This window comes from Phaeovulum molybdatiresistens (genome assembly GCF_023544865.1).
Lineage (GTDB): Bacteria > Pseudomonadota > Alphaproteobacteria > Rhodobacterales > Rhodobacteraceae > Pontitalea.
Window position 1 is genome coordinate 1 of sequence record NZ_JAMJFX010000044.1, and the last position, 13,008, is coordinate 13,008.

A 13,008-nucleotide genomic window follows, 5' to 3' on the forward strand; every position below is an offset into this window, starting at 1 on the left:
CTACATCAGCCCCATGGAGTTCGAGGCACGCGCTATGCTAGCTTAACCTGCTGTCCACGAAACCGGTAGCAGGCCAATTCGCGCCCAATAAACAAAGCGCCACGCGCCTCTCGCTCATGACCGGGGGATCAGCGGATTTGTCAGGGTCGCCGCGCATGAGACCCAACTGCCGGAGCGGGCAAAGGGCTTCATCGTCCAAACAGAGTAGGGTTTGATCCGGCATGGTGCAAGAAACCAACACCGATGCTGGTTTGGCGGTATTGTCAGGTTGTTCAAGACCGCTTTGCGTTGTGACGCCGTGCTATGTTGGTTCTGTCTGATCCTTCCAAGCTCAAAGAGTTTGTTTTCCGCGCTCGGCAAATGGCTATGCGGTTTGGGCGGGCAGTCGGCTTGTCCGGCGTTTGCACGACGTTGCCGATCTGCTGGCATCTCGCGGGATCTCTGTTTCCTGCGAAACCATCTGGGACTGGGTGGCAGCCATCGGCGTTCAGCTTTCTGCCAATGGCCGCCTGGATCGGCCACGCATAGCTGGCAAATGGCACCTCGGTGAAGTTGAGCCTGTCGAGGGGAGCAGACATCGACTTTGGCGCGCTGTCGGCGCCAATGGGCGATATTCGCGATATTCTGGTGCAATCCCGCTGGAACAAAGCTGCCGCGATGCGTTTTTTCAGAAAGTTGTTCAAAACCTGGGGCCAGCCGCGCGTGATCTTCACGGACAAGCTGCGCCCCTACGTCGCCACGAAGGCAGATTTGGCTCCGGGCATCGAACAGCGTCAGCACAAAAGGATTGAACAATCGCGCCGAGGCCTCGCACAGACACATGCGGCGGCGAGAGAAGATCATGGGTCGCTTGAAATCACCCGCCTAACCTCTTGGTTTCTAATGGGAGTCGTACTTGAAGCTAGCGCCCACCCGGCCTCACCCACGATACTCGTAAGATACATTATGTAATACTGTGGTGCGCAACATGTCACTCCGCACCGCGCCAGAGCTCCCCATCCCTTGCAACCCGACCCTCCGACAGCAGCTTCTCCAGATGCGCCGCCACATTGCTTTCGGCGGCTTTCGCGATGTGCGGATCGGTCTTCCGATAGACCGACGCGGCAATCTGCCAGATCGAATCCGCGGTGTTGGACAGATGCGCCAGGATTTCCGCCTCGCGGCGTATCCGATTGGCCAGCAAACGTTCGGCGTAAGGCCTTGGGTCGGTGATCGCCGGACCGCGACCTGGCAGGTAAACCCTGTCGTTCCGGTCAATCAATCTGCGGAACTGCGCGCAGTAATCGCGCATGTTGCCATCCGGTGGGCTGACGATCGAGCTGTTCCAGCTCATGACATGGTCGCCCGAGAACAGCACGCCATCGGCCCGCGCGAAGCACAGATGGTCGCTGGCATGACCGGGCGTGTGCAGGACGGTCAGCCCGAAAATCACCTGCCCGTCCTCCAGAACCCCATCTTGCAGTGGTTCAGCCCGCCATCCCGGCGCAGCTGGACGCATTAATCAGGTATTGCCTTCATCCCCCTGGCGTTTCCGCAATGCCTCTGTCACGGCCTTGGTGGTGCGCCTGATGTGGGATGTGACGACCGCCACGACCGCTTCTTCGTTCCGCTCCAGCGCTGCATCGAACAGGGCGCGATGCTCGTCAGACACTTGCCGGGTTTTGGCCGAATGAATGCGTGACAGCCGACGATAACGTTCGTGCTGGCGAAAGACGATGCCACGAAGGTGCAAGGTCCAGCGGCGATCACAGGCGCTGACTAGCGCTTCGTGGAAATCGAAGTTGCGGCGTTCCAGCTCATCCAGCCGTCCATTGCCGGGATTTGGCGCGCGTTCGACCCGGTCCAGCCAATGATAGGCCGTGATTACTCGTGTCTGCCATTGCTCGTCCCCCAATCGAAGGGAGCTGCGCAGCGCTTCGATTTCCAACAAAAGCCGTAACTCACCGATATCGTTCGCTTCTTCCACCGACATGCCGGATACGATGAAACCGCGTTGTTCCTGGGCGACGACAAGACCTTCGCCAGCCAGGCGCGAAAGTGCCTCACGAAGCGGGGCCGCGCCGATCTCATAACGCTCGCGCAGCATCTCAAGCTTCAACTTCGATCCGGGCTGCAACGCGCCGTCAATTATGTCGGCGCGCAAAAGTTGCATTGCGCGCTCTGTATGCGACCGCGCATTGCCCTGGTCAGCCAGTCCAGGCTGGACCGAATGATCCTCGATCAGACTCAAAACCACCCCCCCATCACGCGGCACGCAATCGGACCGTTTAAAAAATCAATACATCCCCCGCGCCATTTGTAAATATCGATTTTTTTATTGACTTGGTTGAAATATCATTATTGATTTATGTCAGGGAGGAAATTCGATGGCTGAGATGGAAACTGCCTGCGCGGCCGACGCTGCTCGGCCACGAAAAACACATAGTCCGGCAACGATCCTGGCGGGGCTTGATCGACGGCTGGCGTCTGCGGAAGAGGCGTTGACGGCGGTTCTGATCGCGGGAATTTTCGCAATTCTGGCGCTGAATGTCGTTCTTCGATCGCTGGGCAAGCCGCTTTTGTGGGCGGATGAGGCCGCGATCCTTCTGATGGCCTGCGCCGCCTTTCTGGGTGCGGCCGTGGCCTTGGCGCGTGGCCAACATATGGCGGTGACGTTGCTGCTGGACAACCTGCCCCGTCGACTGCGCTTTCCCGTCCTGATCTGCGTTGATGTGATCGCCGTCGGGTTTTTTGTCGTTCTGGTCGTCCTGTGCTGGCGCTGGTTTGATCCGGTGAATGCTTTCGGGGCTGCGTCGCTTCAGGCCTACTCGCTTGAGACATACAACTTCATCTATCAGGAACGCACCCTGACGCTTGGCCTGCCCAAGGTCTTGTTCTGGCTTGTGGTTCCGCTGTTTGCCATCCTGTCCACCTTCCACGCAATCGCTGCCCTTGAACGCGATATTCATCACGCGCGCATCTGCCTCATGGAGGACGATCAGTGACTGTTGGGGTTTCCTTTGTCGGCTTGCTTCTGATTGGCTTGCCGATCTCGCTGACGCTTGCGCTTCTGGCGCTGATTTACATCGTCGTATCGGGCAATACCGTCCTGCTGCAATCCTATCCGCAGCAGATGTTTGGCGGGCTCGAAAGCTACGGCATGCTCGCGCTGCCCTTGTTCATCCTGCTGGGCGAATTCATGAACGCGGGCGGCATAGGACGACGGCTGATGGCCTTTGCCTTGGCGCTTCTGGGGCCGATGCGGGGGGGATTGGCCTACGTCAACCTGGGCGCCAACATGATGATGGCGTCAATCCTCGGCTCGACCGTGGCGCAGATCACCATCATGTCGCGCCTGGCCGTGCCCGAGATGGAGCGGGCGGGCTACCCCAAGGACGTGTCGGTCGCAATCACCGCTGCGGGCGGGCTTTTGGCCCCGATCATCCCCCCGTCGATGATGTTCATCATCTTTGGCGTCATCGCACAGGTGCCCATCGGCGACATGTTCATCGCCGGGATCGTGCCCGGTGTTCTGATCTTTGGCGCCTTTTGCGGGCTGATCAGCTGGCAGGCCTATCGCCACGATTTCCCTCGCACCCCCCGCATGTCGACCCGCGAACGTGTTCGCGCGGTGGTGGACGCCCTGCCCGCAGCGCTGATCCCCGGCTCGATCATCGCCTCGATCCTTGGCGGATTTGCCACACCGACCGAGGCGGCAACGGTTGCCAGCCTTCTGGCAATCCTGATCGGCATGTTTGTCTACCGCGAAATGTCGCTTGCCGATATCTGGCCCGCACTGGTCAACGCCGGACGTGGGGCAGCGGTGGTGCTGTTCCTGATTGCCGCCGCACAGGTCTTCAGCTGGGTGATTACCTTCGAGAACCTGCCGGCCACGGTCGCGGCTTACATGAGCGGGTTGACGGATTCACCGATCGTCTTCCTGCTGATGCTGAACCTTCTGCTTCTGGCGCTTGGCATGATTACCGATCCGATCCCGGCGATCATTCTGATCGTGCCTGTGTTCCTGCCTGTCGCGACCGATGTCTATGGGATCGATCCGATCCATTTCGGGGTGATCCTGTGCCTCAATCTGACGCTCGGGCTGGTGACGCCGCCGGTGGGCACGGGACTTTTCACCGCGTCCCTGCTGACAGGTGTTCGGGCTGAACGCATTGCCATGCTGCTGCTGCCTTTCCTCACGGTTGCCTTCCTGGTCGTGGTGCTGATCGTTCTATGGCCGGGCGTCACGCTGGCCCTTGTCCGGGGGATATGACATGGCGCGGGTATGGATTTTGGGCGGTGGGGTCATCGGCACGGGCTGGGCCATCGCCTTTGGGGCGGCCGGGCATGCCGCGGTTGTCATCGACCCCGACCCCGCCACGGCGAAAAATTTGGGTGACGCCTGGACGGCTGCACAGCCGATACTGGCGGAAATGGGACTGCTGCAGGCTTCCAGCCTTGCGCCCGTCCATGCCACCAGTCCGGCCGATGCCGGCGCGGCACCTGATCTGGTGCAGGAATGCCTGCCCGAGTTGATTGCGCTGAAGCATGACGTTCTGGCGGCGCTGGAACATCATCTTCCCGACCATGTAATGATTGCCTCATCCAGTTCGGGGCTGATGCCCGATGACATCGGTGCGCGGTTGAAAGACCCCGGCCGGCTGGTCATTGCACATCCGAACAACCCGCCCTGGATCATGCCCACGGTCGAATTGTGCCCATCGAAAACCACCCAGTCGGCACGGCTGGATGAATTGGCATGCTTTTATACCGATCTGGGGAAAAGCGTCATCCGCATGAACAAGCCGATGGTCGGCCATGTGGTCAACCGCCTTCAGGCCGCCTTGTGGCGTGAGGCGATCCATCTTGCCGCAGAAGGTGTCGTTTCGCTTTCTGATACCGAGCGTGCAATCACCGAGGGTCTGGCACCCCGCTGGGCGCTTTACGGCCCGTCGACGATCTTCCACCTTGCCGGCGGCGCCGGCGGGATGGAGCGCTTCCTGCAGGTCCTTGGTCCGGCTTTCCAAAGTTATTTCGACGATCTTGGCACCCCGACGCTGGATCAGGCTACGGCCGATCTTTTGGTGCGCGGGATGCAACACCACGACCCAAGGCCCGTGGCCGAGATTGCCGCCGAGCGCAATCGCAAGGTTCCGCGCGCCTTTGCCGAAATCGCCCGGATCAGGGCGAGCGAAAACTGATCATTTCTCAGGGAGGACAGAATGAAATTCACGACAGTTCTGAAGGGGGTCATTGCCGCCCTTCTGACGACGGGCGCCGCGCAAGCCGAGGATTATCGCATGTCGATGATCGTGCCACCTTCGCACCAATGGGCGAAAAGCGCGGCCGACATGGCCGCGCGGATCAAAGAGCGCACGGAAGGCCGCGTCAACATCTTGCTTTTCCCCTCTGGGCAACTTGGCCCCGAGTCGCAGATGGTGCAGCAGATGCAGACCGGTGCGCTTGATTTTGCCTTCCTGACGCTGGGGGAACTGGCAAACCGTGATGACGATTTCGGCATTCTGGCAGCCCCTTATCTGGTTCCTGACATCGTGGCCGCCGGCAAATTGCTGGATGGAACCACGACCGACAAGCTGGAAGAGAAGCTGCCGAATTTCGGCCTGAAAGGCCTGGGCTGGGCCGTCTCGGGCATGCGCCAGGTGGTTCTGCGCGACAAGGTCGAGACGGTTGACGGGCTCGCCGGCAAGAAAATCCGCACGATCCCCTATGCGCCCGAGCTTGATTTGTGGACGGGGCTGAAGGCCGTTCCCACGCCCATGCCCCTGCCCGCGCTGTTCGATGCCTTTGCAAATGGCCAGGTCGATGGGATGCAGATCGATCTCGAAGGGACCTGGAACACCAAATACTATTCGAATGCCAAGGTCATCCTGAACTCTGACCACGGCATGTTCCCGATGCTGGCGGCCGCGTCGGGCCGCAAATGGGCGCAGATCCCGCCCGCGGATCAGGCGATCATTGCCGAAGAATTTGCCGCGGAAAGCAAGAACATCGTCGCCGCCTATGCCAAGCTTGAACAGGAATTCCTGACCAATCTGCAAGGGACAAATGTGCCCGTCGTGAAGGTGGATCGCGCCTGGTTCGGCCCCGCGATCGATGCCTATTACGAACAGTGGAAAGGAAAGTCGCCTTTGTTCGAAGGGCTGCTTCAGGAAGCCGGCGAACTGAACTGATCCGAACACCCTGCCGTCGTGACCGGCGGCAGGGTCCCATCTGGAAAGACCCGACATGACCGCGATCTACCGTGACCTGCGCTATCTTCGTCTGCCAGCCCCCGAAGGCCTTGATGCCGTGCGCCATTTCGCCCTGGACAAGCTTGGCCTGCAACTGGGTGATGTCGTCAGCGACGAGGCGATCCATTTCCGTTCTGACATGCGCAACTATGCATTGGCTTACTGGAAGGATGAAACCCAGCCGGCAATCGGCCTGACGGTGGCCCGGCGCGAAGATCTGGACGCGCGTGCCACGGCACTGGCGCCGTTCGGGGCAGTGCAGTGGCTGGATGCAGAGGCCTGCCGCAAGCGGCAGATCAAGGCCGGCATCGCGATCCTGGCCCCCAACGGCGTGATGGTCGAGATTGTCTGGCGACCGCTTACCTCGGGCTGGCGCTATCACGGCACCCGCGATGCGGGCATCACTGAATTCGGCGCTGTCAGCCTGGCATGCACCGACCTTGCCGCGAATGAGACCTTCTGGACACGCGGGATTGGTGCCGAGGTCGCGGATTGGGCGGGTGACGCGCTCTATCTGAACATTGATGCGGCCCATCACCGGATCGCCCTCTATCCGTCAAGGCGCGACGGCGTGCTGGCCGTGACCTGGGAGGTCGAGAGCATCAACAACATCATGCAAAATTGGTATTTCTTTCAGAATAACCAGATCCCGGTCATTCACGGCCCGGGCCGGCAGGCCGCGTCGAACGCGCTTTTCGTGCTCGGCGAAGGCCCCGACGGGGTCTACTACGGCTACCGGGCCGAAACCGCCCAGGGTCTGGCCGCTGGCGGGCCGCGGCAGTTTCTCGATGATCCCCGCAGCCATTGTGCCTGGGGATCCGAATCCCAGGCCCCGGAATTCCGAGGAGGAGACCGTAATGATTGAACTTAAGGATGTCGTTTATTGCCGTCTTGGCACCCGCGATCTGGCGGGGGCCGAGTGGTTTGCTGTCAACATTCTGGGCCTTGAGGTGTCCGAACGGCGCAAAGGCGCAACCTATTTCAAGTCGAACGAGCGCGCCCATACCCTGTGCTATTTCGAAGGGAACCCCGACGATCAGGTGACGGCCTTCGAAATCGGCTCTTCGGATGATCTGCAGCGCGCCGCCGCCACGCTTGAGGCGATGGGAAACCGGGTTCATTATGGCACCGCTCAGGAATGCGAAGCCCGCCATGTGCGCGAATTCATCCGCTTCAACGACCCCACCGGAAATGGCATCGAATTCGTGGTCCGGCCCGCGGTTTCGGCGGTGCGTTTTCATGGTGCGCGCGATGCGGGGATCACCGGGTTCAGCCATGTGGGCCTTTGCACCACGGACGCCGAACGTGACGAGGCATTCTGGACACAGGTCTGCAACGCCCGGGTGTCGGACCGGATCGGCGATGCACCCTTGATGCGGCTTGGCACGATCCATCACTCGATCGCGCTGTTCCCGTTCCACAAATCGGGCATTCAGCACATCAACCATCAGGTCGAAAGTGCCGACGACATCCAGCGCAGCTTTCACCATGTGCGCGACAATCAGGTGAACATCACCTTCGGCCCCGGGCGGCATCCGACATCCTCGGCGCAATTTCTGTATTTCACCGGCCCCGAAGGGATGACCTTCGAATATTCGACCGGCGTATGCGAAATCCACGATGAGCCGCTCTGGCGCGATCGTCAGTTCCATTTTGAACCCAAGGGCTTTTGCCAATGGGGCGCAGCACCGCAGATTGCGGCTTTCAAGGACTGAAAAATGCAGCAAGAACACGAAGCAGCGGCCCGCCGCGTGCGCATCGCAGCGCGGGCCTTGGGACGGGCTGGCCTGGTTCATGCCTATGGCCATTGTTCTGAACGGCTGGATGCCGAGGCGTTCCTGGTCTGCCCGCCGATGCCGATGGCCCAAACGCCGGTCGGGGCGCGCTGCGACCGGGTCGCCATTTCCGGTGCCCTGCCCACCAACATCCTTGGCGAAGTGCGCCTTCACCAGCAGATCTATGCCCGCCGCCCCGAGGCTGGCGGCGTGGTGCGCTTCATGGGCCCCAACATGATGGCGCTGGCCGCCCTGGGCCGGGTGCCGCGGCCGCGTCACGGTTTTGGCTGCTATTTCGAACCGGGCGTCGGCCTTTGGGATGATCCGCAGCTGGTGCGCGACGACGAAAAGGCGATCGGGGCGATCACCGCGATGGGCGCGGGCCGTGCGGTGCTGATGCGCGGCAACGGTGCCGTGGTCTGGGGCGAAAGCCTTGAGGCCGCCACCGTGCTGGCCTGGTATCTAGAGGATATGTGCCGGATCGAACTGATCGCGCTTCAGACCGGACTGGCGGATGTGGCGCCGGTGATTGCCGGCCCGCAGGCCGAGGCGCGCGCCACCCGCGCCGGCCGCATCATCGAGCGCATGTGGGATCACCTGACGGCAGGCGATCCTGAACTGGACCGGCAGTGACCACCGGGGGAAGGATAAAGCTTTGAAAACTTATCTTAATTTTATCGATGGCGAGTTCGTCAAGGGCTCTGGCCCCAGCTTTGCGAACCATTATCCCGTGACCGGCGAGGTCATCGGAGAGGTCTCTGCCGCCGGACGGGCCGAGGTCGATGCCGCCGTGGGCGCGGCGCGCGCGGCGCTGAAGGGGCCGTGGGGGCGGATGCCACTGGCCGAGCGGGTCGCGCTTTTGCGCAAACTGGCCGAAGGGATCAACGCCCGCTTCGACGAATTCCTTGCCGCCGAGATCAAGGACACCGGCAAGCCCGCCTCGCTTGCATCGCACATCGACATTCCGCGCGGCGCTGCGAATTTCAACGTCTTTGCGGATCAGGTTCTGGTCACCGGCACCGAATGTTTCGAGATGGACACCCCGGACGGGCGCGGCGCGATCAACTACGCGATCCGCCGACCGCGTGGCGTGATCGGCGTGATCTGCCCCTGGAACCTGCCGCTTTTGCTGATGACCTGGAAGGTCGCCCCGGCGCTGGCCTGCGGCAATACCGTGGTCGTCAAACCCTCGGAAGAGACCCCGGCCACCGCCACCCTGCTGGGCGAGGTGATGAACGCCGTGGGCATCCCGCGCGGGGTCTATAATGTGGTTCACGGCCATGGTCCCGGCGCGGCGGGCGAATTCCTGACCAGCCATCCCGATGTTGACGGCATCACCTTCACCGGCGAGACCCGAACGGGCGAGGCGATCATGAAGGCGGCTGCGAACGGGGTGCGCCCGGTCTCGCTGGAACTGGGTGGCAAGAACGCGGGCCTGATCTTCGACGATGCCGATCTGGAGGCGACATTGGAAGGCATCGGCCGGGCCTGTTTCGCCAATTCGGGCCAGGTGTGCCTTGGCACCGAGCGGCTTTACGTCCAGCGCGGGATCTATGACCGGCTTTGCGCTGGCATGGCTGAAAAGGCCAGGGGGTTTTCCTTCGGCGATCCCTTTGCCAAGACCACGACGATGGGGCCGGTAATCAGCGCCGAGCATCGTGAAAAGGTGCTGTCCTATTACGCCAAGGCCAGGGCGGCAGGTGCCGAAATCCTGGCGGGCGGCGGAACGCCCGAGGTTACGGGGTTCGAAGGCGGCTATTTCGTCCAGCCGACCGTCTGGACCGGACTGGGCACAGATGCGGCGGTCGTCACCGACGAAATCTTTGGCCCCTGCACCCACATCACCCCATTCGACACCGAAGAAGAAGGCATTGCCCTGGCCAATGCCTCGCCCTACGGGCTTGCCACTTCGATCTGGACGACCAATCTGGCGCGCGCCCATCGCACGGCCGCACAGATTGAGGTCGGCATCGCCTGGGTCAACAGCTGGTTCCTGCGGGACCTGCGAACGCCCTTTGGCGGCGCGAAAGCCTCGGGCATCGGGCGCGAAGGCGGCATCCACTCGATGGAGTTCTATACCGAACTCCGCAACATCTGCATAAAACTCTGAAGGACCAGCCAGATGCTGACCCAAGACCAACGCGCGCGCTGCGTCGACAGCCTGCTTGAAAGCCACCGCACCAAGAAACAGGGCAAGCGCCCCTCGGAAATGTTCCCAAACATAGAGATAGCCGACAGCTACGCGATTTCCTCGGCGGTTGCCGAAGCCAAGGTCAAGTCCGGTGCCAAGATCATCGGCCACAAGATCGGCCTGACATCAAAGGCGATGCAGGCGGCGTCAAAGATCGACGAACCGGATTATGGCTACATGTTCGACGATCTGGTGCTGCAGGACGGTGCCAAGGTCCGGTTCGAAGATTTCTGCGTTCCCCGTGTCGAACCCGAACTAACCTTCATCCTGAAAGAGCCGCTGAAGGGGCCGAACGTGGGGTTGGTGGATGTGCTGCGCGCGACCGAATGGATCGTGCCCTCGATCGAGATCATCGATGCCCGCGTCGAGGAACCGCGCCGCATTTTCGACACCGTGGCCGACAATGGCGCGGCGGCGGGGCTGGTGCTGGGCGGGCGTCCCGTGCGGCCCACGGATGTGGACCTGCGCTGGGTTGGCGCCATCTTTTACCGCAACTCGGAAATCGAGGAAACCGGCCTTGCCGCCGGCGTCCTGGGTCACCCGGCGATGGCGGTTGCCTGGCTTGCCAACAAGCTGGCGCCCTTCGATGTCACCCTGGAACCTGGCCACATGCTGCTGTCGGGCAGCTTCACACGGCCGGTCTGGGCGAAAAAGGGCGATACGCTGCATGCCGATTTCGGGCCGCTTGGCTCGGTCGCGGTCCAGTTCGTGTGAGGACGGGATGCAGATACCGCAAAACCAGTTCAAGCGCCGCCTTCTGTCGGGTGAACAGCTGATCGGCATCTGGATGTCGTCCGTCTCGCCGCTGCTGGCCGAAATGCTGTCGCTTGTCGGCTATGACTGGATGCTGTTCGATACCGAACATGCCCCCGTCGATGTGGCCGGTGTGATGCCGCTGTTGCAGGCCGCCGCCACCGGGTCAACGCCAAGCGTTGTGCGCCCGGCCTGGAACGACAAGGTTCTGATCAAGCGCCACCTGGATCAGGGCGCCCAGACCCTTCTGGTTCCCTTCGTGGAAACCGCGCAAGAGGCCGAGGCCGCCGTGCGCGCGATGCTGTATCCTCCGGCGGGCATTCGCGGCGTGGCGGGATCAACCCGGGCAAGCCGCTTCGGCCTGGCGACCGACTACCTGCGCCGCGCCAATGACGAGGTGTGCCTGCTGGTGCAGATCGAGACCGGCGCCGCATTGGACCGCCTTGAAGAGATTGCCTTGGTCGAGGGTGTGGACGGCGTCTTTCTTGGACCGTCCGATCTTGCGGCTTCGCTTGGGCATCTGGGCAACCCGGGCCATCCCGACGTTCAGGCCGCCCTGAAAGACGCGCTGACCCGTCTTAGGGCCATCGGAAAGCCTGCCGGGATCTTGGCGACCAATCAGGCCGATGCACAACGCTATCTGGATTGGGGCTATGGCTTCGTTGCGGCTTCGGTCGATACCGGGCTGCTGATGGGGGCCGCGCGCGGCCTTCTGTCAAACCTGCGCAAAGGGGCAGCTTGATGCACATGACATCCCTGGAAGGTCAGGTCGCGGTTATCACTGGCGGGGCGGGCGCGATCGGTGCCGCCATCGCGCTTGCGTTGGGACAATCGGGCGCGCGCATCGCCCTGTGGGACCAGAATGCCGCGGCGCTTGAGGCCGTGGCAGACATGCTGTCCGCACAGGGGATCACCGTCTGCCTTCATACGGGCGACCTGACGCAGGAAGATGAGGTCGAGGCCGCAACCACCGCAGCGCTTGCAGCTTTCGGACGGATCGACATGCTGGTGACAGCCACCGGCCTTTCGCCGCGCGAAGATGCGATCACGCAACCGCTTGGGAACTGGCAGCGCAGCCTTGATGTCAACATGACCTCGGTGTTCCTTGCCTCGCGCATCGTGGTCCGGGAAATGCTGGCGCGCGCGATCGCGGGGCGGATTGTGCATCTTGGCTCGATCATGGGCTTGTCGGGGGGCGGGCTTTACCCCAACCTCGCCTATCACGCGACCAAAGGCGCGATCGTCAACATGACCCGCGCCATGGCCTGCGAATGGGCCCCGCACGGAATTCGGGTGAATTCGGTGGCGCCAACCTGGGTGGACACGCCGTTCATCGGGGCGCTGAAGGCCGATCCCGAGGCGATGCGCAAGATCGCCTCCGTCACCCCGCTTGGACGGATCGCCAGACCGGAAGAGGTGGCACAGGGCGTTGTGTTCCTGCTGAGCGAACACAGCGCGATGATCACCGGGCATACCCTGCCGATCGATGGGGGTTTCCTGGCAAAATAAGTATCTTACGTGACCTGCCTGCGAACGACCACAAACTGCAGCGCCCCCCGCCTTCCCCACCCGTGCGGAACGGTTGGGGAAGATGGGCGACGCTGCCCGGCGAGGCCGCCGACCTCGTAGTAGCTGGCGACGCCAGAGAGAAGCGCGCGGCCTTGCCAGTCTACCCTGCCGCTTGGACTAGCCCGCAAAACCGAAGCTGATGTGGCGCTTCGGCGGCTTCATCCCGCCGCTGGATCGGCTGTGCCAGAAAGGCGACAGTCTGCTTCTATTCCCGGTTTCTGGCTGACACGCTTGTTTTCGTCGCCTCGCGCGCCTAGCTTCAAAGGCATGTTGATGATCATTCCTCTGGTCAGGTTCCGGATCTTTTCCGGTTCGCTGCTGACGCGCACTCTGCCCCGGGCAGAGGCGGTCGCCTGCTGACGCCTTCTCCCGGGGCACCTTCCTTCCAGATCCAGGTCAGCCAGGCGGACATTGTCCGTTGAGGAGTCATCATGCCTTTCCATTCCAAAGTCCCGCTGCCACCCGGCGCGGGCACTTTTCCAGGCTGCCC

Annotated in this window: 14 protein-coding genes and 1 pseudogene; 12 read left to right on the forward strand and 3 right to left on the reverse strand. The window is 62.0% G+C overall.

Annotated features, from left to right (window positions below):
* Positions 1-365 precede the first annotated feature (365 nt).
* Positions 366-862: pseudogene (locus MXB90_RS17895) on the forward strand (IS6 family transposase); the annotation flags it as partial.
* 108 nt (positions 863-970) lie between these two features.
* Here MXB90_RS17895 and MXB90_RS17830 read toward each other — a convergent pair.
* Both MXB90_RS17830 and MXB90_RS16700 read right to left on the reverse strand, forming a co-directional pair.
* On the reverse strand, positions 971-1,498 hold the full coding sequence (locus tag MXB90_RS17830; protein ID WP_349665926.1) for an MBL fold metallo-hydrolase: 528 nt from the start codon (positions 1,496-1,498) through the stop codon (positions 971-973).
* Positions 1,499-1,501: 3 nt separating this feature from the next.
* Positions 1,502-2,152, reverse strand: coding sequence for a GntR family transcriptional regulator (locus MXB90_RS16700; RefSeq protein WP_250046556.1), 651 nt, complete (start codon positions 2,150-2,152; stop codon positions 1,502-1,504).
* Positions 2,153-2,366: 214 nt separating this feature from the next.
* On the opposite strand from MXB90_RS16700, the gene MXB90_RS16705 reads away from it, so the two are divergent.
* Genes MXB90_RS16705 through MXB90_RS16755 form a run of 11 tightly spaced genes read left to right on the forward strand, consistent with a single transcriptional unit; the run spans position 2,367 to position 12,458 of the window.
* Entirely contained in the window at positions 2,367-2,984 is a 618-nt protein-coding gene (locus tag MXB90_RS16705) for a TRAP transporter small permease (RefSeq protein WP_250046557.1), read from the forward strand.
* Positions 2,981-4,252: a TRAP transporter large permease gene (locus tag MXB90_RS16710; protein ID WP_250046558.1), complete on the forward strand. Its 1,272-nt coding sequence runs from the start codon at positions 2,981-2,983 to the stop codon at positions 4,250-4,252. Before MXB90_RS16705 ends, MXB90_RS16710 begins: the two co-directional genes overlap by 4 nt.
* A 1-nt stretch (position 4,253) precedes the next feature.
* A complete protein-coding gene (locus tag MXB90_RS16715) occupies positions 4,254-5,180 on the forward strand; it encodes a 3-hydroxyacyl-CoA dehydrogenase NAD-binding domain-containing protein (RefSeq protein WP_250046559.1) in 927 nt (308 codons plus the stop codon).
* Positions 5,181-5,201: 21 nt separating this feature from the next.
* Positions 5,202-6,170 carry a TRAP transporter substrate-binding protein gene (locus MXB90_RS16720; protein ID WP_250046560.1) on the forward strand — a complete coding sequence of 323 codons (969 nt, stop codon included), beginning with the start codon at positions 5,202-5,204 and terminating at the stop codon, positions 6,168-6,170.
* A gap of 55 nt (positions 6,171-6,225) precedes the next feature.
* Positions 6,226-7,095, forward strand: a complete 870-nt coding sequence (locus tag MXB90_RS16725; protein ID WP_250046561.1) for a VOC family protein — start codon at positions 6,226-6,228, stop codon at positions 7,093-7,095.
* The gene (locus tag MXB90_RS16730; protein ID WP_250046562.1) at positions 7,088-7,945 is read left to right on the forward strand and encodes a VOC family protein; all 858 of its coding nucleotides are present in this window, start codon (positions 7,088-7,090) and stop codon (positions 7,943-7,945) included. The genes MXB90_RS16725 and MXB90_RS16730 overlap by 8 nt, the downstream gene beginning before the upstream one ends.
* Positions 7,946-7,948: 3 nt before the next feature.
* A complete protein-coding gene (locus tag MXB90_RS16735) occupies positions 7,949-8,638 on the forward strand; it encodes a class II aldolase/adducin family protein (RefSeq protein WP_250046563.1) in 690 nt (229 codons plus the stop codon).
* A gap of 22 nt (positions 8,639-8,660) precedes the next feature.
* A complete protein-coding gene (locus MXB90_RS16740) occupies positions 8,661-10,115 on the forward strand; it encodes a 2-hydroxymuconic semialdehyde dehydrogenase (protein WP_250046564.1) in 1,455 nt (484 codons plus the stop codon).
* Between the two features lie 12 nt (positions 10,116-10,127).
* Entirely contained in the window at positions 10,128-10,910 is a 783-nt protein-coding gene (locus tag MXB90_RS16745) for a fumarylacetoacetate hydrolase family protein (RefSeq protein ID WP_250046565.1), read from the forward strand.
* A 7-nt stretch (positions 10,911-10,917) separates the two neighbouring features.
* The gene (locus MXB90_RS16750; protein ID WP_250046566.1) at positions 10,918-11,691 is read left to right on the forward strand and encodes an HpcH/HpaI aldolase family protein; all 774 of its coding nucleotides are present in this window, start codon (positions 10,918-10,920) and stop codon (positions 11,689-11,691) included.
* Positions 11,691-12,458 (forward strand): SDR family NAD(P)-dependent oxidoreductase, encoded by a 768-nt coding sequence (locus MXB90_RS16755; protein WP_250046567.1) that lies wholly within the window; start codon positions 11,691-11,693, stop codon positions 12,456-12,458. Before MXB90_RS16750 ends, MXB90_RS16755 begins: the two co-directional genes overlap by 1 nt.
* A 218-nt stretch (positions 12,459-12,676) precedes the next feature.
* Here the strand turns inward: MXB90_RS16755 and MXB90_RS16760 are convergent.
* A partial coding sequence (locus tag MXB90_RS16760) for a hypothetical protein (protein ID WP_250046568.1) occupies positions 12,677-13,008 on the reverse strand: 332 nt, incomplete at its 5' end.